Genomic DNA, 18,523 nt, shown 5'->3' with positions numbered 1-18,523 from the left:
GCGTCCCCGAATCGCTTGGGCACGAGGTGGGCGGTGATGGGGGTGTCCGGCGCTGCGATGTCAAGGAGGAGGGCCGGCGCAGCCGGCCCGGGGTACATGAGCGGAGCCGGACATCCCGGTCGCCGTCCGCCGGACCTGCCGGAGAGGCCCCTCAGACAACCCCATCAAATAGCATCACTTCGACGGTATCTCCCACCGCCACATTGCCTTGCTCGTGCCGCAGCACGATCAGCCCGTTGGCTTGCACCATCGAACTGAGCACGCCCGAGCCCTGGTTGCCCGTGGTGCGCGCCACCAGCGAACCATCGGCCTCGCGCACCACGTTGCCCCGCTGGTACTCGGTGCGCCCCGGCTTCTTGCGCATGGCTTCGCCACTCCTGGCTTGCAGCAGGACAGGGGCTTGAACCTCGGCGCCCATGAGGCGCTGCAGGGCAGGGCGCACAAAGGCCAGGAAGGTCACCATCACCGCGACGGGGTTTCCGGGCAGGCCGAAAAGAATCGAGGACTTCGCGCCATCCAGGATGCGGCCGACCGCCATCGGCCGGCCAGGCCGCATGGCGATGCGCCAGAAGGCCACGTCGCCGAGCTGCTTCATCATCGCCTTGGTGTGGTCCGCTTCGCCCATGCTCACGCCGCCGCTGGTGATGATGGCGTCGGCGCGCGCCGCGGCCTGCCGGAAGGCGGCTTCGAGCGCTGCGGGCTCGTCGCGCACCACGCCCATGTCGATCACCTCGACACCCATGCGTGTGAGCAGGCCGAAAACGGTGTAGCGGTTGCTGTCGTACACCGCACCCTCGCGGGGCGCCTCGCCCAGGCTGAGGATCTCGTCGCCGGTGGAGAAATATGCCACCCGGACGCGCCGGAAAACGTTCACGGTGGGCAGACCCAGACTGGCGATCAGACCCAGTGCGGCAGGGCCCAGCCGCTGACCCCGGCGCAGGGCGGCGTTGCCGGCCATGATGTCTTCGCCGAGCAGACGGCGGTTGTCGCCGGTCTTGACCACACCCGGGGGCACGGTCACCGTGTTGCCTTCGATGGCGACGAATTCCAGTGGCACCACCGTGTCCAGCCCGGCGGGCAGGATCGCGCCGGTCATGATCTTGAGGCATTCGCCTGCGCCGACCGGGCTGCTCCATGCCTTGCCCGCGAAGGCGGTGCCCACCACGCGCAGGTGCAGCGGCTCGCCGGGCCGCAGTTGCGCGCCGTCGAACGCAAAACCGTCCATGGCCGAGTTGTCGTGGGGCGGCACGCTGATGGGCGAGATGACGTCCCGAGCCAGGATGCGGTCGGGTGCGTCGAAGACGCCAACCTCTTCGGTTTGCGTCACCGGCTCGACGAGGCGGTTGAGGAAGTCGTTGACGCGTTCAGCACTCAGGGCCTGCGGGTCGTAACCCTGCAGCTCGGCCGCGATCTGCTCGATGGATTTCATGTGAAGCGCAAGGCCCGGCGCTCAGCGCTGTTCCAGCGCGTGCAGCTCGGCCAGGGTGTTGGTGTTGAAAAAGGCCTGGGGATCGTCCCCCGGCCGGTCAAAGGGCACGATCACCGTGCGGTGCTGGTCGGTCCAGCGGTCGATCTTGCGACCGCCGTCCTGGGTGAAAGCCACCAGACTCTCCAGAAGTTCGACGCGCATCAGGCAGAACACCGGTTGCGGGCGCAACTGGCCGTCCTCCTCGGGCGCCGCGGCCATGGCGATTTCGGTGGTCTTGTCTTCAAAAGCCGCTGCCAGGCGTTGCGCCAGGTCCAGCGGAAACAGCGGCGTGTCGCAGGGCACGGTGAGCAGGTAGGGCGTTTCACAGCGCTCCAGGCCGGTCATGAAGCCCGCCAGCGGGCCTGCGTAGTCGCCCAGGGTATCGGGCCAGACCGGAACGCCGAAGGCCTCGTAGGCGGCCAGGTTGCGGTTGGCGTTGATCATCTGCTCGCCCACCAGGCCGCCTTCCTGCATCTGCAGGCGCAGCAGGGCGTGCAGGGCCAGCGGCGTGCCATTGAAGTTCTGCAGGCCCTTGTCGGCCCCGCCCATGCGCGATCCGCGGCCGCCGGCCAGGACCATGCCCGTGATGTCATTGGTGTGGATCATGGTGTTGCGTTCATCCGCCGATGTAGCTCATTTCGACCCGGCGTTTGCCCTGGCCCGCGTCCGGTGGCAGGCTGGCGCGCAGCTGCGAGTAGCGGTCGCTGCGACCCTGCCAGATCGCCGCGATCGCGCTGGCGAGTTGCTCGTCGGTGGCGTCGCCCCGGATCAGGTGGCGCAGGTCGTGGCCCTGGCTGGCGAACAGGCACAGGTACAACTGGCCCTCGGTGGACAGGCGGGCGCGGTTGCAGTCGCCGCAGAAGGCCTGGGTCACGCTGCTGATGACGCCGATCTCGCCCGAGCCATCGGCGTAGCCCCATCGCTCGGCGGTCTCGCCCGGGACCGAGGCGTCGAGCTGCACCAGCGGCAGTTCCGCATGGATGCGCCGCACCACCTCGGCGCTGGGCAGCACCTCGTCCATGCGCCAGCCGTTGGTGGCGCCCACGTCCATGTATTCGATGAAGCGCAACGCAATCCCGGTGCCCTTGAAATGGCGCGCCATGGGAAGGATCTCGTGGTCGTTCGTACCGCGCTTGACCACCATGTTGACCTTGATCGGTCCCAGGCCTGCGGCCTGCGCGGCGGCAATGCCGTCGAGCACGTCGGCGACCGGAAAGTCCACGTCGTTCATGGCGCGGAAGATGGTGTCGTCCAGACCGTCGAGGCTGACGGTGACGCGCTGCAAGCCGGCGGCCTTGAGCGCGGCAGCCTTGCGCGTGAGCAAGGAACCGTTGGTCGTGAGCGTGATGTCCAGCGGGGCACCCTCCACGGTGCGCAGCGCGGCCAGCTGGCCGATGAGGATTTCCAGGTTCTTGCGCAGCAGGGGTTCGCCACCGGTGAGCCGGATCTTCTGCACCCCGTGCGCGACGAACTGGCGCGCCACGCGCGTGATTTCCTCGAAGGTGAGCAGCGCGCTGTGCGGCAGGTAGGGGTAGTCCTTGTCGAAAATCTCCTTGGGCATGCAGTAGCTGCAACGAAAGTTGCAGCGGTCCGTGACGCTGATGCGCAGATCGCGCAGGGGGCGCCCCAGGGCGTCGCCCAGCAGGCCTGTCGGCGCCGTGACCACGGACGGAATGCGCGCCGCCACGGACACCAGGCGCTGGTCGATCAGGGGAATCACGCGTTCGGACATGCGCCGATTATGGGCGACCCGATCCAAGGGCGCGGTCTTGCAGGACGGGTATGCAGGATTTCAGCGTGGGCATCGCGCGGCCCGGCGCCGCCTGCGTCAGGCGGGTTGCGCCCGCGCCACCGGCGTGTACGACGCGCTGTTGTCGCGCAGCCAGCGGGCGGAGAGTTCGCTGGACTGCTGGTTCGGGTGGAAGTCGGGCCTGAAGTACGCGCGCCAGGGCTTGAAAGTGAGTCGCAGCAGGCCTTCGCGCCCGAGCAGGTGGCGCGCCGCGCTGCGCCAGGTGCGCCACTGCCAGAGCGTGCCATCGCGCCGCAGGTTGTCCACCGTCTGGCGCATCGTGTCGGCGAGGAAGACGAGGGTGATGCGGCGCATCCAGGTGCTGCGCCAGGCGAGGCTGCCGCCCAGCGCCTGGTACAGGTCGAAAGCGGTGCACTTGTGCTCGGCTTCTTCGGCGCTGTGCCACAGCCACAGGGTCTTGAGGCGCGCCTCGCTGCCATCGAGCACGTGAGGGTGCGCCAGCAGCCATTCGGCAAAAAGTGCGGTGAAGTGTTCATTGGCCGCCGTGATGGCCAGGCCGTGGCGCGGATCGGTGCCTTCCAGCAACTGGAGACGTTCGCGTGCGCGTGGCTCCCAGGCGTTGACCAGACCGTGTTTCTCGATCTGCGCATTGAACAGCGCATGGATGCGCCGGTGCGTGGCCTCCTGGCCGACAAATCCTTGGACCTCCGCTTGCAGCTCGGTCTGCCGCTCGGGCGGCAGGGCCTTGAGGCCGTTGCGCACCGAATCGATGAAGAACTGTTCCCCGATGGGAAAGCTCATCGACAGGGCGTTGAACCAGGCGGTCAGGAAGGCGTCGTTGGCACACCAGTGGCGAGCCACCGGTTGCTCCAGATCGATCAGCAGGCGGCGGACAACGAGTTCGGTCATGGCAGTTCGGGGTGGGCGGCAGGAGTGGTACGAAGTCGTACCAAGTGGAGATGGTGCGCGCTGGGAGACTGCCTGTCAAGCCGTAAGATGCCCGGCCATGAAGCCGAAAAGCACCCCGGGCGCCCCCAGCGTGCCCCATGAACACCGCGCCCGCCTGCTGCAGGCCATGGCCGCCGTGGCGGCCGAGCAGGGGCTTGCGGCGGCCTCGATCGCGGCCGTGGTCGCGCGCGCCGGGGTGTCGAAACGCACGTTCTACGAGCACTTTGCCGACAAGGATGCGTGCTTCCTGGCCCTGTACCGTGCGGCCAGCGCGTCGGCCTTGCGCACGCTGAGGGAGTCGGTCCAGCCCGAGCGGCCGTGGCAAGACCAGGTGGAACACGCGCTGGGCGCCTACCTGGCGCACCTGGCGGCCGGGCCGGAACTGATCCGCATGCTGTTCGTGGAAATCCACCATCTGGGTCCCGCAGGCGCGGCCGTGCGCCGCGAGGTGATGCAGCACCTGGCGGACTACATGCTCGACACCATCAACGCCTGTGGCGTGGTGCTTTCGCCCACTATGGCCATGGCCGCGGTGGGCGGGATCCACGAGCTGGTGCTGCAGTCGATCGAGCGCGGCGAAGCAGCGCAGCTCGAAGCACTCACGCCCACCGCCAGTGCGGTGGTGCGCCTGCTGGCCGGGGCACCGCCGGCATGCGGCAATCAGAAAGCAAACAGCCCGCCAGGGCGGGCTGTCTGAAGGAGGGGCCGCGACCTCAGGCGGCCAGCGGCAGCAGCGGCACGATCAGCAGCGCCACGATGTTGATGATCTTGATCAGGGGGTTGACCGCCGGGCCGGCCGTGTCCTTGTAGGGGTCGCCCACGGTGTCGCCGGTCACGGCGGCCTTGTGCGCCTCGCTGCCCTTGCCGCCATGGTGGCCGTCCTCGATGTACTTCTTCGCGTTGTCCCAGGCACCACCGCCGGTGCACATGGAGATGGCCACGAACAGGCCGGTGACGATGGTGCCCATGAGCAGACCGCCGAGCGCCTTCGGGCCGAGGAACACGCCGACCAGGATCGGCACCACCACCGGCAGCAGCGAGGGGATCACCATCTCCTTGATGGCCGCGGTGGTGAGCATGTCGACCGCCTTGCCATACTCCGGCTTGGCCGTGCCTTCCATGATCCCGGGGATCTCCTTGAACTGCCGGCGCACCTCGACCACGACCGAGCCGGCCGCACGGCCCACGGCCTCCATGGCCATGGCGCCAAACAGGTAGGGGATCATGCCGCCAATGAACAGGCCGATGATGACCATCGGATCGCTCAGGTCGAAGCGGATCTGGTGGCCATAGCTCTCGAGCTTGTGGGTGTAGTCGGCAAACAGCACCAGGGCAGCCAGGCCGGCCGAACCGATGGCGTAGCCCTTGGTCACCGCTTTCGTGGTGTTGCCCACGGCGTCCAGCGGGTCGGTGATGTCGCGCACGCTGCTGGGCAGTTCGGCCATCTCGGCAATGCCGCCAGCGTTGTCGGTGATGGGGCCGTAGGCGTCGAGTGCGACCACGATGCCGGCCATGCTCAGCATGGCGGTAGCAGCGACGGCAATGCCGTAGAGGCCGGCCAGTGTGTACGAGGCAATGATGCCGACGCAGACGAACAGCACCGGCCAGGCGGTGGAGCGCATGGACACGCCCAGACCGGCAATGATGTTGGTGCCATGGCCGGTGGTCGAGGCCTGCGCGATGTGCTTCACCGGTGAGTACTGCGTGCCGGTATAGAACTCCGTGATCCAGACCAGCACGGCGGTCAGCGCCAGGCCCACGGCACAGGCACCCCACAGGCGCAGCTGGCTGCCGGAGGCCGTGATCGCGTTGTCCGGCATGATCCAGGCGGTGACGAACCAGAAGGCGATGAGCGAGAGCACGCCGGCAATGGCCAGGCCCTTGTAGAGCGCCGGCATCACGTTCTTCATGTCCGGGCTGGCCTTGACGAAGAAGCAGCCGACGATGGAGGCAATGATGGACACGCCGCCGAGCACCAGTGGGTAGAGCACGGCCTGCATGGGCGCGGCCGCGACCATCAGGGCGCCGAGCACCATGGTGGCGATCAGCGTGACGGCGTAGGTCTCGAACAGGTCGGCGGCCATGCCGGCGCAGTCGCCGACGTTGTCACCCACGTTGTCGGCGATCACCGCTGGGTTGCGCGGATCGTCCTCGGGGATGCCGGCCTCCACCTTGCCCACCAGGTCGGCGCCCACGTCGGCGCCCTTGGTGAAGATGCCGCCGCCCAGTCGCGCAAAGATGGAAATGAGGGACGAACCGAACGCGAACCCGATCAGCGGGTTGAGCAGCTTGGCCAGGTTCCTGTCGGGCGTCAGGTTGCCGTTGCCGACCAGGAACCAGAAGAATCCGGCCACGCCCAGCAGGCCCAGGCCGACCACCAGCATCCCGGTGATGGCGCCGCCGCGAAAGGCGACGTCCAGCGCCGGGCCGATGCCCCGGGTGGCCGCCTGCGCGGTGCGCACGTTGGCGCGCACCGAGATGTTCATGCCGATGAAACCGCAGGCGCCAGAGAGAACGGCACCGAGCACGAAGCCGATGGCGGTCGGGCCGTCGAGGAAGAAGCCGATCAGCACCGCGAGCACCACGCCCACCATGCCAATGGTCTTGTATTGCCGGGCGAGGTAGGCGGCCGCGCCCGTTTGAATGGCCCCGGCGATTTCCTGCATGCGGGCATTGCCCGCGTCCTGGGAAAGAATCCAGCTGCGGGACCAGAAGCCGTAGACCACGGCCACCAGCCCGCACACCAGCGCAAAGATCAGCGCAGATTGTCCAACCATCAGATTTACTCCTGCTTGTTTCGACTTGGAGGGGGCAACGCCTCCGGGGATGCCCCCGCTGCGTTGCTTCCTCGCTGCCGGTTTGCGCCGCGTTGCACGGCGTTGAAACAGGGCGATTGGCCAACCCCGCGAATTTAGCGGGAATTGATGACAACCGCGCGAGCCCGGTCCGGGAAGTCAGCCTGGAATCAGTAAAATCAGGGTAAATCCTAGGCGCGCCGGACCGGTTCCGGCGTTCCCTTGTCCTCCAGCGGCCGCCCGCGCGGGCGGCCGCTCCCGTTTCCAACCAACCTCCCTGATCAACATGTCTCTCGACAACGTCACCCCTGGAAAAAACGTGCCCGATTCGTTCAACGTGATCATCGAAATCCCGATGAACGCCGATCCGATCAAGTACGAGGTGGACAAGGAAACCGGCGCGATCTTCGTGGATCGCTTCATGAGCACCGCGATGCACTACCCGACCAACTATGGCTACGTGCCCAAGACGATCTCGGGCGACGGCGACCCGGTCGACGTGCTGGTAATCACGCCCGTGCCGCTGATCCCCGGCGTGGTCGTGCCCTGCCGCGCCATCGGCATCCTCAAGATGCAGGACGAGGCCGGTGAGGACGGCAAGGTGCTGGCCGTGCCGATCGACAAGATCCTGTCGATCTACACCCAGTGGCAGAAGCCCTCGGACCTCAATCCGATGCGCCTGAACACCATCCAGCACTTCTTCGAGCACTACAAGGATCTGGAGCCGGGCAAGTGGGTCAAGGTGCTCGGGTGGGAGGGCAAGGACGCTGCCCACAAGGAAATCCTGGACGGGATTGCCAACTACGAAAAGACCAGCAAGGCTTGATCAGGCAGCGGGCGCGGCCCTGAACGGGTTGCGCAGGGCGAGGTGGTCCAGGTACTCGCCCACACCCTGGCCTTCGCGCTCCAGGAAGCGTTCAACCGCCTCGGCAAACGCCGGATGGGCCAGCCAGTGAGCGCTGCTGGTTTTCACCGGGAGGAGGGCGCGCGCCATCTTGTGTTCGCCCTGGGCCCCGCCTTCAAAGCGCGTGAAGCCGTGCGCGATGCACCAGTCCAGCGGCTGGTAGTAGCAGGCTTCGAAATGCAGGCAGTCCACGCGCTCGAGGGCCCCCCAGTAGCGGCCATAGGCGACGCGTGACGCATCGTCGATGGCGATGAGGCTGCTGGCAATGGGGCGACCTTCCCGCTCTGCAACAAAGAGCAGCCAGTGCTGCGGCATGGAGCGCGCCATGCGCTGGAAGAAGTCGCGGCTCAGGTAGGGTGCGTTGCCGTGTTCGAGGTAGGTGCGTTCGTAGCAGCGGTAGAAGAAGTCCCAGTCCGCGCTGGCAATGCCGTCGCCGCGCGACCATCGGAACGCGACGCCCGCGCCGTGTACCTTGCGGCGCTCCTGGCGGATCTTCTTGCGTTTTTCCTGTTGCAGGCTGGCGAGAAAGTGGTCGAAGTCGGCGAATTGTTCTCCAGCAAGGTCTTCGTTCATCCAGTGGAACTGCACCGTGTGCCGCAGCATCATGCCGGCCGCCTCGCAGGCGGCGAGGTCCCGCGGTTGTGCAAACAGCAGATGCAGAGAGGAGAGGCCCTCTTCGCGCGTGTGGGCCAGGAGTGCTCGAACCAGGGCGGCGCGCGCTGCGTCATCGCGCGCGAGCAGGCGCGCGCCGGGCACCGGTGTGAACGGCACCGCCACCAGCGCCTTGGGGTAGTAGTCCAGGCCGTGCTGGGCGTAGGCATTGGCCCAGGCCCAGTCGAACACGTACTCACCATACGAGTGGTTCTTCAGGTACATCGGACAGGCCGCCTGCAACGTGCTGCCTTGCCACAAGGTGACGAACTGTGCCTGCCACCCTGCGGCCGCGGTGGCACTGCCGCTGGCGTGCAGCGCGGCCAGGTATTCGTGGCGCATGAACGGACTCGGATCCGGTTCGCGCGCGAGCAGCGCGTTCCATGCCTGGGCAGACACCTCCAGCGGTGAGTTCAGGACCCGGGTGACATAATCGATTTCAGACAAGAACAGCTCCTGCCCGCCTCGGCGGCGCGGTCTCTCCAGCAAGGTTCCCAGACCCCATGACGCTTTCCATTTGTGTCGCCCAGCTCAATTTCGTGGTGGGTGACATGGCGGGCAATGCCCGAAAGATCATCGACGCGGCCGTGCAGGCCCATGCGCGCGGCGTGCAACTGCTGCTCACCCCCGAGCTGGCGATCTGCGGCTATGCCGCTGAAGACCTGTTCCTGCGGCCCGCGTTCATCGACGCCTGCGATGATGCCGTGAAACTGGTGCAGGCCGGCACGGCGCACCTCAAAGGCCTGCACATCGTGGTGGGACATCCGGCACGCACCTCGGCCACCGTGGTCGAGCGGCGCGACCGCAGCGTGGCGGTGGCACGGCTGCACAACGCGGCCAGTGTGGTGTGTGAAGGGCAGGTGACCCACACCTACGCCAAGCGCGAGTTGCCCAACTACCAGGTGTTCGACGAGCGGCGTTACTTTGTGCCGGGCCACGCGCCGGGCGTGATCGAGGTGGGCGGCGTGCGCGTGGGCCTGCTGATCTGCGAAGACGCCTGGTTCGACGCGCCGGCGGCCGAGGCGAAGTCTGCGGGGGCCGAGGTGCTGGCGGTCATCAACGCGTCGCCCTTCCACGCCGGCAAGGGTGGCGAGCGCGAGGCCACCATGCGCCAGCGCGTTCTCGCCACCGGGCTGCCTCTGGTGTATGCCCACCTGGTGGGGGGGCAGGATGAAATCGTGTTCGAGGGCCGCAGCTTCGTGCTGGCGTCCGACGGTGCGCTGGCGGGGCGCGCGGTGAGCTTCGAAGAGACGCTGTTCGACGCCAGCTTCGAGCGGCAGGGATCGGGCTGGCAGATCACCGCCGGCACCGACCGCGCGCACAGCCCCGAGGCCGATCTGTGGCACGCGCTGGTGCTGGGCGTGCGCGACTACCTGGGCAAGAACGGCTTCCCGGGCGCCATCCTGGGTCTCTCTGGCGGCATCGATTCGGCGCTGGTGCTGGCCATTGCGGTGGACGCACTGGGCAAGGACCGCGTGCGCGCGGTGATGATGCCTTCGCCCTACACGGCCGACATATCCTGGATCGATGCGCGCGACATGGCCGCGCGCCTGGGCGTGCGCTACGACGAAATCGCCATCGCGCCGCAGTTCGAGGCCTTCAAGGCCAGCCTGGCGGGCGAGTTCGCCGGCCTGCCCGAGGACACGACCGAAGAGAACCTGCAGGCGCGCATCCGCGGCACGCTGCTGATGGCACTGTCCAACAAGTTCGGCAGCATCGTGCTGACCACCGGCAACAAGAGCGAAATGGCCACGGGCTACTGCACGCTCTACGGCGACATGGCCGGTGGTTTTGCCGTGATCAAGGACGTGGCCAAGACCATGGTCTTCAAGCTGGCGCGCTGGCGCAACGCGCACGACCCCTATGGCACTGGCGCAAGCCCGATCCCCGAACGCATCATCACGCGCCCGCCCAGCGCGGAGCTTCGCACGGATCAGAAAGACCAGGACAGCCTGCCCGCCTACGAGGTGCTCGACGCGATCATCGAGCGCTACATGGAGAACGACCAGAGCCCCGAGAGTCTCGTGGCGGCAGGGTTCGAGCGCGCCGACGTGGACAAGGTGGTGCGCCTGATCCGCATCAACGAGTACAAGCGCCGCCAGGCGCCGGTGGGTATCCGTGTGACCCATCGCAGCTTCGGCAAGGACTGGCGCTACCCGATCACCAGCAAATACCGCGCCTAGGTGCTGCGCAGTTCAAGCACCGCGCGCATGTCTCCCACTTCGATGCCGGCGGCGTTCTTCAGTGGTGGCGGGATCAGGCTGGCCAGCGCGGCGCGGCGATCGTCGTCCAGCCAGCCGAGCTGCTCCAGCGCGGACACGAAAGCCACCATCAGGGGCGGCAGGAGGCCATCGCTCACCTTGGCGGCGATACCGATACCGCGGCTGAAACTGGCCAGGGCCTGCACGCCGTCGGCGCCCACCTTGCTGACCCAGTCGCCGTGCCCGGCGCGCATCAGCGCAAGATCGTTGCGGCCCTGGCCGCTGACCAGATCGGGGTGTGTGCTCATCGCGCGGGCAATGCGGTGCGGCGCATTGCCATAGACGGGATCTGGCGTCTCCTGCGTGAGTCGGGCAAATGCATGCGCCAGTGCGCGCAAGGGAAGGGCATAGTTGGGCGCGCTGCAGCCGTCCGTGCCCCGCAGCAGCTGGTCAACCGCGACGCCCGAAAAGTGGCTCACACTGGCTGCGATCTGCCGCTGCACCGGGTGCTGGATGTCCAGGTACCCCGTTTGTGTTGCCCCCAGCGCGTCGGCCAGCAGCAGCATGCCGCTGTGCTTGCCCGAGCAGTTGTGGTGCAGGCGACTGAAGCGCGCGCCAGGGCCGGGCTGGGTGGCTGTCACGCCGTAGAAAAAGGGCACGTGGCTGCCGCAGGCCAGATTCGTCTCGTCCGCGCCGATCCGGGCGAGCAGGGCGGCGACGCGCTCCACGTGCGTCGGCTCGCCGCTGTGGCTTGCGCACAGCAGTGCGATGTCGGCGTCGCTCAACCGGTACCGGTCGGCCGCCTGTGCGATCAGGGGCATGGCCTGGAAGGGCTTGAGCGAGGAACGCGTGAACAGGGGGGATTCCACGTCGCCCACGCTGGCGAGCAGACGCCCTTCTGCGCTCACGACCGCCATCGAGCCGAAGTGGATGTTCTCCGGGTGTCCTCCGCGAAAGGACACGGTGATCGGGACATGGTGGGGCAGGGTGTGGGTGGGCATGGTGGGCGTTGAACGGCGCGGCGCCCAGTGTACGGATGTCGGCATGGGGCTTGGGCATAATGAAACGCAACCGACCTTTCAAGCAACGCCACGGAGAACCCGCATGAAACAGATCACCGCCGTCATCAAGCCTTTCAAGCTGGAAGAGGTGCGCGAGGCGCTGGCCGAGCAGGGCGTGACAGGCCTGACCGTGACCGAGGTGAAGGGATTTGGTCGCCAGAAGGGCCATACCGAGCTGTACCGGGGTGCCGAGTACGTGGTGGACTTCCTGCCCAAGGTCAAGATCGAGGTGGTGGTGAACTCGGACGACGTGGAGCGCTGCGTGGACGCGATCATCCGCGCGGCCCGCACCGGCAAGATCGGCGACGGCAAGATCTTCGTGACCCCGGTAGAACGCGTGGTGCGCATCCGCACCGGCGAAGAGGACGAGACCGCCGTCTGAGGCTCAGATCGCCTCGAGGCGGTCGGCCGGCGCCATGCCCGCCGCCTGCACCAGTTCGGGCAGCAGGACCCCGGCATCCGTGCCGACCCGGATCAGGTCCATCTGCCATTCGCTCATGAACGCGTGCTCGACGCCGGTGTGCAGGAAAGTCATCAAGCCGTCGTAGTAGCCGCCCGCGTTGAGCAGGCCCACGGGCTTGTCGTGGTAGCCGAGCTGGCGCCAGGTCCAGACTTCAAAGAACTCCTCGAAGGTGCCGATGCCGCCGGGCAGCGCCAGGAAGGCATCGGCCCGTTCCGCCATCATGCGCTTGCGCTCGTGCATGGTGTCGACCACGTGCAGCTCGGTGCAGCCGTTGTGCGCCCATTCCTTTTCGACCAGCGCCTTCGGGATGATGCCCACGACCCGCCCGCCGGCCGCCAGGGTGGCGTCGGCGACCACGCCCATGAGGCCATTGCGACCACCTCCATAAACCAGCTGTCCCCCTCGACTGCCGATCCATTCGCCCACAGTACGCGCGGTGTCGATGAAGGCGCCATCCGCGCCCGGGCGAGAGCCGCAGTACACGCAAAGCGAAAAGGCGGGTGAGGTCATGTTGTCGGTGAGATGTAAAAGCAGCGAGCTGGATCAGGCCCAGCGCGCCCAGATAGCAGCCAGCCAGAAGCCCGTGCACAGCAACAGGCTCAGCAGCACGGCCGCGCTGCCCATGTCCTTGGCGCGCTTGGACAAGTCGTGCCACTCGGGGCCGATGCGGTCGATGGCGGTCTCGATGCCGGTGTTGAGCAACTCGACCACCATCACCATCACGACCGAGCCGGCCAGCAGGGCGGTCTCGATCCAGGTCCGGCCAAGCCAGAAGGCTGCGGGTATCAGGAGCATCGCGGCCAGCGCCTCCTGGCGGAACGCGGTTTCACCCCAGCCCGCGCGCAAACCGGCAAGTGAGTAACGCAAGGCATGCGCGATGCGCGTGAATCCGGTGCGTCGCTTCTGCGCGTCGACGGCTTCGTGCAGGCTCTCGCTCATGGTGCGGACAGTCCTCAGCGCTGCGCGCGCGGCGGGGCCGACATGCTCACGTGGTGTACCAGCCGCGTACCGGCCAGCGCATCGTGCAGGAACTGGCGTTGTGGGTGAAAACGAGAAAGCACGGCCCAGATGGCGACCCAGCCGACGAGCAGCACCGCCAGCTCTCCACCGGGCAATCCGGCGACACCGGACACCGCCAATGGCGGCAGCAGCCACAGCCACGCCAGCAGATAGCGCAGCAGCGCACGCGGCTGGCTCAGCGCCTGTCCATGGCGATCCACCACGCGGATGTGCCAGGTCTTCATGGCCAGGGTCTGGCCCTTGGCCCAGAACCAGGTGAAGTACACACCGAACACAAGGAAGAGAAAGGCCTGTAGCGCGTGCCGATTGTCCAGCGCATGGCGGGTCTGTGTCAGCGTCGAGAACAGGTAGCCGGCGATGAACACGACGCCGAACATCAGCATGCCTTCGTACAGCCAGCAGGCCATGCGCCGGCGCAGGGACGGCGCCATCAGGTCGACGACCGCCTGTGGGCTCTCTGAAGGGGAGTTCGGCGAGGAGAGGGAGGCGGGCATGGGAGGCAGGCAGATGGTGGCGGCCCGGTGGCCGCGCAAGCCGGGAATTGTCGCATTGCCCGAGGGGCGGCGCCCTTTTTGCGGTCGATGGTGGGCCTGGCAGACGAAAACGCCTGCTGCAGTGCGATAATGCGCGCTGCAGTTCAAAACAAGGCAAACGGATCAGGGTCCGGCGGGGTATGTGCCCGCCCATGGCCATTGGTCTCAAGTCTCGAAACCGCTCCACAAGAGTGGGTCTAGAGGCACCCAAGGTTTTTCGTCAGAGAAATTCTCGAAAGGTTCATCATGGAAATCAGCAAGGCCGAACTGGCCTCGGCTGCCGCCGCCTCCGGCGCAGCGCCTCAAGACCTCCGCGGTGCAGAAATCCTCGTCAAGGCCCTCCAGGCCGAAGGCGTGAAGTACATCTGGGGTTACCCAGGTGGCGCGGTGCTGCACATCTACGACGCGTTCTACAAGCAGGACACCATCCAGCACGTGCTGGTGCGCCACGAGCAGGCGGCGGTGCACGCGGCCGATGGCTACGCACGTGCCACGGGCGATGTGGGCGTGGCGCTCGTCACCTCCGGCCCGGGCGTGACCAACGCCGTGACCGGCATCGCGACCGCCTACATGGACAGCATCCCGATGGTGATCATCACTGGTCAGGTGCCCACGGCCGCCATCGGCCTGGATGCCTTCCAGGAGTGTGACACCGTGGGCATCACGCGCCCCATCGTCAAACACAACTTCCTGGTCAAGGATGCGCGTGACATGGCCATGGTGATGAAGAAGGCCTTCCACATCGCGCGCAGCGGCCGGCCTGGCCCGGTGGTGGTGGACATCCCCAAGGACGTGTCCTTCAACAAGGTGCCGTACGCGGGCTACCCCGAATCGGTGGAAATGCGCTCCTACAACCCGGTGCGCAAAGGCCACGGCGGCCAGATCCGCAAGGCGCTGCAATTGCTGCTGACGGCCAAGCGCCCCTACATCTACACCGGTGGCGGCGTGCTGCTGGGCAACGCCACAAGCGAGTTGCGCACCCTGGTCGACATGCTGGGTTATCCAGTCACCAACACGCTCATGGGCCTGGGTGCCTATCCAGCGACGGATCCCAAGTTTCTGGGCATGCTGGGCATGCACGGCACCATTGAAGCCAACAATGCGATGCAGAACTGCGACGTGCTGCTGGCTGTGGGTGCGCGTTTCGACGACCGGGTGATTGGAAACCCCAAACATTTCGCGCAGAACGAACGCAAGATCATCCACATCGACATCGACCCGTCGAGCATCTCCAAGCGGGTCAAGGTCGATGTCCCCATCGTCGGCGACGTCAAGGACGTGCTGACCGAGCTGATCAATATGGTGCGCGAAAGCACCGTTCGCGCGGACGAGAAAGCCCTGGCGGAATGGTGGAAAACCATCGAAACCTGGCGTTCGAAGGACTGCCTGAAGTACGACCGCGACAACACCGCGGTGATCAAGCCGCAGTACGTGATCGAGACGCTGTGGAATATGACCAGGGACTCCGACGCGTACGTCACGTCCGATGTCGGTCAGCACCAGATGTGGGCGGCGCAGTACTACCGTTTCAACGAGCCGCGGCGCTGGATCAATTCCGGTGGGCTGGGCACCATGGGCGTGGGCATTCCCTATGCCATGGGCATCAAGCTGGCCAAACCGGAGAGCGAGGTGTTCTGCGTCACCGGAGAGGGCTCGGTGCAGATGTGCATCCAGGAACTCTCCACCTGCCTGCAGTACAACACGCCGATCAAGATCATGGCCCTGAACAACCGTTACCTCGGCATGGTGCGGCAGTGGCAGGAGATCGACTACGAAGGCCGCTACAGCCACAGCTACATGGACGCGCTGCCCAACTTCGTCAAGCTCGCCGAGGCCTATGGTCACGTCGGCATGCTGATCGAGCGGCCGCAGGACGTGGAGCCGGCGCTGCGCGAGGCGCGCAAGCTCAAGGACCGCACAGTGTTCATGGACTTCCGCACCGAACCGACGGAGAACGTCTACCCCCAGGTCAAGGCCGGAAAGGGCAACACCGAGATGCTGCTGGGTTCCGAGGACCTGTAAAGACCCAAGCGAAGCGGTGAACAGGGTTCACCGCTTCATTCCCTCAGACGAATCTATTGCTTGCCAAGCCTGCGCATTACCGTGCGCAGGGGAGGGCGGCGAAAAGAGGAATCGAACATGAAACACATCATTGCTGTCTTGCTGGAAAACGAGCCCGGGGCACTGTCCCGGGTGGTCGGCCTGTTCTCCGCCCGTGGCTACAACATCGAGTCGCTCACGGTCGCACCGACCGAAGACCCCAGCCTGTCGCGCATGACGATCCAGACCACAGGGTCGGACGATGTCATCGAGCAGATCACCAAACACCTCAATCGACTGATCGAAGTGGTCAAGGTGGTCGACCTCACGGAGGGCTCCTACACCGAACGCGAACTCATGATGGTCAAGGTGCGCGCGGTGGGCAAGGAGCGCGAGGAGATGAAGCGCATGGCCGACATCTTCCGTGGCCGCATCATCGATGTGACCGAGAAGAGTTACACCATCGAACTCACGGGCGACCAGGGCAAGAACGACGCCTTTCTCGTGGCGATCGACCGCTCGGCCATTCTGGAGACCGTGCGCACCGGCGCCAGTGGCATCGGCCGCGGCGAACGCATCCTTCGGGTGTAAGACAATCACCGGTTTTCGGATCCAACCCATCAATTACTCAACCAAGCATTCAACCTGGAGCCAACATGAAAGTTTTCTACGACAAAGACTGTGACCTGTCCCTGATCAAGGGCAAGACCGTGGCCATCATCGGCTACGGCAGCCAGGGTCACGCGCACGCCCAGAACCTCAACGACAGCGGCGTGAAGGTGGTGGTTGGTCTTCGCAAGGGTGGCGCTTCCTGGGACAAGGTCGGCAAGGCCGGCCTGACCGTCCTGGAGGTCAACGACGCCGTCAAGGCGGCCGACGTCGTGATGATCCTGTTGCCCGACGAGCAGATTGCCGAGGTGTACAGGAACAACGTGGAGCCCAACATCAAGCAGGGCGGATCGCTGGCGTTCGCGCACGGTTTCAATGTGCACTACAACCAGGTCGTGCCGCGCGCCGATCTGGACGTGTGGATGGTCGCGCCCAAGGCGCCGGGCCATACCGTGCGCAACACCTATACCCAGGGCGGCGGCGTGCCCCACCTGGTGGCGGTGCACCAGGACAAGAGCGGCAAGGCCCGCGACCTGGCATTGAGCTATGCGATGGCCAACGGTGGCGGCAAGGCCGGCATCATCGAGACCAACTTCAAGGAAGAAACCGAAACCGATCTGTTCGGTGAGCAAGCCGTTCTGTGCGGTGGCGCGGTCGAGTTGATCAAGATGGGCTACGAGACGCTGGTGGAAGCCGGCTACGCGCCCGAGATGGCCTACTTCGAATGCCTTCACGAGCTCAAGCTCATCGTGGACCTGATCTACGAAGGCGGTATTGCTAACATGAACTACTCGATCTCGAACAATGCCGAGTACGGTGAGTACGTCACAGGTCCCGAGGTCATCAACGAGCAGTCTCGCGTGGCCATGCGCAACGCGCTCAAGCGCATCCAGAACGGCGAGTACGCGAAGATGTTCATTACCGAAGGCCGCACCAATTACCCCAGCATGACTGCGCGCCGCCGCAACACGGCCGATCACAGCATCGAGGTGGTGGGCGCACAGCTGCGCGCGATGATGCCCTGGATCGCCAAGAACAAGCTGGTGGACCAGACACGCAACTGATCGTTGCAACGTCCCGCGCAGCCACGGCAGAGGCCACTTCGGTGGCCTCTGCCGTTTTCCATCATGCGATCCCTGACTTACACTGGGACACGCTGCGCAGGAAGTCGGTCGCAGGGGCCGACGGCCCGTGGTTCGACAGAAAAGAAAGGCCTTCATGCACGATGGAACCGACCCCCACATGACGCAGGATCATGATCGCCCCAAGCGGCCCAAAGGCATCTACATGGTGCCGAACATGATTACGCTGGCGGCTCTGTTCGGTGGCTTCTATTCCGTGGTTATGGCCATGAACGGGCGCTACGATCTGGCGACCCTGGGTATTTTCGTGGCCATGGTGCTCGACAGCCTGGATGGGCGTGTGGCCCGGCTCACCAACACGCAAAGCGCTTTTGGCGAGCAGATGGACTCGCTGTCCGACATGGTGTCCTTCGGTGCCGCGCCCGCGCTCATTGCCTACGAATGGACACTGCGCGATATCGGCCGCTGGGGCTGGATCGCGGCCTTCGTGTATTGCGCCTGTGCGGCCCTCCGACTGGCGCGCTTCAATGTCAATACCGGGGTGGTGGACAAACGCTATTTCCAGGGGCTGCCGTCGCCTGCCGCGGCCGCGCTGGTGGCCGGCTTCATCTGGCTCATGACCGAGCTCGGCATTCCTCCGCAGGACGTGACCTGGCCGATGTTCGTCATCACGCTCTACACGGGTCTGACCATGGTGACCAACGTACCGTTCTACAGCTTCAAGGACCTGAGCCTGAAGAAGAGCGTGCCGTTCGCCGCGATCGTACTTGTGGCCTTGGGCATTGCGGTCATCAACATCCACCCGCCGACTGTGCTGTTCGCGCTCTTTGTGGCGTATGGCCTGTCAGGCTATGCGGTGTACGGCTGGCGCAAGGCCAAGGGGCGGCCCACCAGTGTGATCAGCACGTCCACTGACGAACCTGATGAGCGAGGACTGCACGGGGACGACTGACGCGCGGAGCCGCTCGCCGGAAATTTCCCGGACCTTTCCACTGGCT

General features: G+C 65.7%; 18 protein-coding genes. 8 read left to right on the top strand and 10 right to left on the bottom strand.

Annotation, left to right across the window (positions count from 1 at the left end; translation table 11 throughout):
• Nucleotides 1-151: 151 nt before the first annotated feature.
• From moeA to AB7P10_RS19475, 4 genes are all read right to left on the bottom strand, one after another.
• On the bottom strand, nt 152-1,429 hold the full coding sequence (gene moeA / locus AB7P10_RS19490) for a molybdopterin molybdotransferase MoeA (RefSeq protein ID WP_428295499.1): 1,278 nt from the start codon (nt 1,427-1,429) through the stop codon (nt 152-154).
• Nucleotides 1,430-1,450: 21 nt separating this feature from the next.
• Nucleotides 1,451-2,074 carry a molybdenum cofactor guanylyltransferase MobA gene (gene mobA / locus AB7P10_RS19485; RefSeq protein WP_428295498.1) on the bottom strand — a complete coding sequence of 208 codons (624 nt, stop codon included), beginning with the start codon at nt 2,072-2,074 and terminating at the stop codon, nt 1,451-1,453.
• 10 nt (nt 2,075-2,084) lie between these two features.
• On the bottom strand, nt 2,085-3,200 hold the full coding sequence (gene moaA / locus AB7P10_RS19480; RefSeq protein WP_428295497.1) for a GTP 3',8-cyclase MoaA: 1,116 nt from the start codon (nt 3,198-3,200) through the stop codon (nt 2,085-2,087).
• 96 nt (nt 3,201-3,296) lie between these two features.
• Entirely contained in the window at nt 3,297-4,127 is an 831-nt protein-coding gene (locus AB7P10_RS19475) for a metal-dependent hydrolase (protein ID WP_428295496.1), read from the bottom strand.
• Between the two features lie 97 nt (nt 4,128-4,224).
• On the opposite strand from AB7P10_RS19475, the gene AB7P10_RS19470 reads away from it, so the two are divergent.
• Nucleotides 4,225-4,863, top strand: coding sequence for a TetR/AcrR family transcriptional regulator (locus AB7P10_RS19470; RefSeq protein ID WP_428295495.1), 639 nt, complete (start codon nt 4,225-4,227; stop codon nt 4,861-4,863).
• A 16-nt stretch (nt 4,864-4,879) separates the two neighbouring features.
• On the opposite strand, the gene AB7P10_RS19465 is transcribed toward AB7P10_RS19470, so the two are convergent.
• Nucleotides 4,880-6,943, bottom strand: coding sequence for a sodium-translocating pyrophosphatase (locus AB7P10_RS19465; protein WP_428295494.1), 2,064 nt, complete (start codon nt 6,941-6,943; stop codon nt 4,880-4,882).
• Nucleotides 6,944-7,247: 304 nt separating this feature from the next.
• Between AB7P10_RS19465 and ppa the strand changes: the two genes are divergently transcribed.
• A complete protein-coding gene (ppa, locus tag AB7P10_RS19460) occupies nt 7,248-7,787 on the top strand; it encodes an inorganic diphosphatase (protein WP_428295493.1) in 540 nt (179 codons plus the stop codon).
• Here ppa and AB7P10_RS19455 read toward each other — a convergent pair whose 3' ends face one another.
• Entirely contained in the window at nt 7,788-8,963 is a 1,176-nt protein-coding gene (locus tag AB7P10_RS19455) for a GNAT family N-acetyltransferase (RefSeq protein WP_428295492.1), read from the bottom strand.
• A gap of 56 nt (nt 8,964-9,019) precedes the next feature.
• Between AB7P10_RS19455 and AB7P10_RS19450 the strand changes: the two genes are divergently transcribed.
• Complete coding sequence (locus tag AB7P10_RS19450) at nt 9,020-10,699, top strand: NAD+ synthase (protein WP_428295491.1); 1,680 nt, start codon at nt 9,020-9,022, stop codon at nt 10,697-10,699.
• Here the strand turns inward: AB7P10_RS19450 and AB7P10_RS19445 are convergent.
• The gene (locus AB7P10_RS19445) at nt 10,696-11,718 is read right to left on the bottom strand and encodes an asparaginase (protein WP_428295490.1); all 1,023 of its coding nucleotides are present in this window, start codon (nt 11,716-11,718) and stop codon (nt 10,696-10,698) included. The genes AB7P10_RS19450 and AB7P10_RS19445 overlap by 4 nt on opposite strands.
• Nucleotides 11,719-11,821: 103 nt before the next feature.
• On the opposite strand from AB7P10_RS19445, the gene AB7P10_RS19440 reads away from it, so the two are divergent.
• Complete coding sequence (locus tag AB7P10_RS19440) at nt 11,822-12,160, top strand: P-II family nitrogen regulator (RefSeq protein WP_297647978.1); 339 nt, start codon at nt 11,822-11,824, stop codon at nt 12,158-12,160.
• 3 nt (nt 12,161-12,163) lie between these two features.
• Here AB7P10_RS19440 and AB7P10_RS19435 read toward each other — a convergent pair whose 3' ends face one another.
• From AB7P10_RS19435 to AB7P10_RS19425, 3 genes are read right to left on the bottom strand one after another with little or no spacing between them, the layout of a single operon-like run.
• The gene (locus AB7P10_RS19435; RefSeq protein WP_428295489.1) at nt 12,164-12,751 is read right to left on the bottom strand and encodes a TIGR00730 family Rossman fold protein; all 588 of its coding nucleotides are present in this window, start codon (nt 12,749-12,751) and stop codon (nt 12,164-12,166) included.
• A 33-nt stretch (nt 12,752-12,784) separates the two neighbouring features.
• Nucleotides 12,785-13,180 carry a diacylglycerol kinase gene (locus AB7P10_RS19430; RefSeq protein WP_428295488.1) on the bottom strand — a complete coding sequence of 132 codons (396 nt, stop codon included), beginning with the start codon at nt 13,178-13,180 and terminating at the stop codon, nt 12,785-12,787.
• 14 nt (nt 13,181-13,194) lie between these two features.
• Nucleotides 13,195-13,755, bottom strand: a complete 561-nt coding sequence (locus AB7P10_RS19425) for an RDD family protein (protein WP_428295487.1) — start codon at nt 13,753-13,755, stop codon at nt 13,195-13,197.
• Nucleotides 13,756-14,040: 285 nt separating this feature from the next.
• Between AB7P10_RS19425 and AB7P10_RS19420 the strand changes: the two genes are divergently transcribed.
• The 4 genes from AB7P10_RS19420 to pssA all read left to right on the top strand — a co-directional run bounded on the left by AB7P10_RS19420 (nt 14,041) and on the right by pssA (nt 18,477).
• Nucleotides 14,041-15,816: an acetolactate synthase 3 catalytic subunit gene (locus AB7P10_RS19420; RefSeq protein WP_428295486.1), complete on the top strand. Its 1,776-nt coding sequence runs from the start codon at nt 14,041-14,043 to the stop codon at nt 15,814-15,816.
• 117 nt (nt 15,817-15,933) lie between these two features.
• Nucleotides 15,934-16,425 (top strand): acetolactate synthase small subunit, encoded by a 492-nt coding sequence (gene ilvN, locus AB7P10_RS19415; protein ID WP_297647992.1) that lies wholly within the window; start codon nt 15,934-15,936, stop codon nt 16,423-16,425.
• A gap of 65 nt (nt 16,426-16,490) precedes the next feature.
• Nucleotides 16,491-17,507 (top strand): ketol-acid reductoisomerase, encoded by a 1,017-nt coding sequence (gene ilvC / locus AB7P10_RS19410; RefSeq protein ID WP_428295485.1) that lies wholly within the window; start codon nt 16,491-16,493, stop codon nt 17,505-17,507.
• A 154-nt stretch (nt 17,508-17,661) separates the two neighbouring features.
• A complete protein-coding gene (gene pssA / locus AB7P10_RS19405; protein ID WP_428295484.1) occupies nt 17,662-18,477 on the top strand; it encodes a CDP-diacylglycerol--serine O-phosphatidyltransferase in 816 nt (271 codons plus the stop codon).
• Nucleotides 18,478-18,523 lie beyond the last annotated feature (46 nt).

Origin of the sequence: Hydrogenophaga sp., from assembly GCF_050182545.1 — a bacterium.
Taxonomy (GTDB): domain Bacteria; phylum Pseudomonadota; class Gammaproteobacteria; order Burkholderiales; family Burkholderiaceae_C; genus Hydrogenophaga.
Note: the sequence above shows the minus strand (reverse complement) of the source record. Positions and strands in the feature narration are given on the sequence as shown.

Excerpts from the sequence above, each read along its gene's own strand:
- AB7P10_RS19475 (WP_428295496.1), bottom strand. The coding sequence starts at position 4,127 with ATGACCGAACTCGTTGTCCGCCGCCTGCTGATCGATCTGGAGCAACCG.
- pssA (WP_428295484.1), top strand. The coding sequence starts at position 17,662 with ATGCACGATGGAACCGACCCCCACATGACGCAGGATCATGATCGCCCC.
- AB7P10_RS19465 (WP_428295494.1), bottom strand. The coding sequence starts at position 6,943 with ATGGTTGGACAATCTGCGCTGATCTTTGCGCTGGTGTGCGGGCTGGTG.
- AB7P10_RS19425 (WP_428295487.1), bottom strand. The coding sequence starts at position 13,755 with ATGCCCGCCTCCCTCTCCTCGCCGAACTCCCCTTCAGAGAGCCCACAG.
- mobA (WP_428295498.1), bottom strand. The coding sequence starts at position 2,074 with ATGATCCACACCAATGACATCACGGGCATGGTCCTGGCCGGCGGCCGC.
- AB7P10_RS19430 (WP_428295488.1), bottom strand. The coding sequence starts at position 13,180 with ATGAGCGAGAGCCTGCACGAAGCCGTCGACGCGCAGAAGCGACGCACC.
- AB7P10_RS19420 (WP_428295486.1), top strand. The coding sequence starts at position 14,041 with ATGGAAATCAGCAAGGCCGAACTGGCCTCGGCTGCCGCCGCCTCCGGC.
- moaA (WP_428295497.1), bottom strand. The coding sequence starts at position 3,200 with ATGTCCGAACGCGTGATTCCCCTGATCGACCAGCGCCTGGTGTCCGTG.
- AB7P10_RS19445 (WP_428295490.1), bottom strand. The coding sequence starts at position 11,718 with ATGCCCACCCACACCCTGCCCCACCATGTCCCGATCACCGTGTCCTTT.
- AB7P10_RS19440 (WP_297647978.1), top strand. The coding sequence starts at position 11,822 with ATGAAACAGATCACCGCCGTCATCAAGCCTTTCAAGCTGGAAGAGGTG.
- AB7P10_RS19470 (WP_428295495.1), top strand. The coding sequence starts at position 4,225 with ATGAAGCCGAAAAGCACCCCGGGCGCCCCCAGCGTGCCCCATGAACAC.
- AB7P10_RS19450 (WP_428295491.1), top strand. The coding sequence starts at position 9,020 with ATGACGCTTTCCATTTGTGTCGCCCAGCTCAATTTCGTGGTGGGTGAC.
- moeA (WP_428295499.1), bottom strand. The coding sequence starts at position 1,429 with ATGAAATCCATCGAGCAGATCGCGGCCGAGCTGCAGGGTTACGACCCG.
- AB7P10_RS19435 (WP_428295489.1), bottom strand. The coding sequence starts at position 12,751 with ATGACCTCACCCGCCTTTTCGCTTTGCGTGTACTGCGGCTCTCGCCCG.
- ilvC (WP_428295485.1), top strand. The coding sequence starts at position 16,491 with ATGAAAGTTTTCTACGACAAAGACTGTGACCTGTCCCTGATCAAGGGC.
- ilvN (WP_297647992.1), top strand. The coding sequence starts at position 15,934 with ATGAAACACATCATTGCTGTCTTGCTGGAAAACGAGCCCGGGGCACTG.
- ppa (WP_428295493.1), top strand. The coding sequence starts at position 7,248 with ATGTCTCTCGACAACGTCACCCCTGGAAAAAACGTGCCCGATTCGTTC.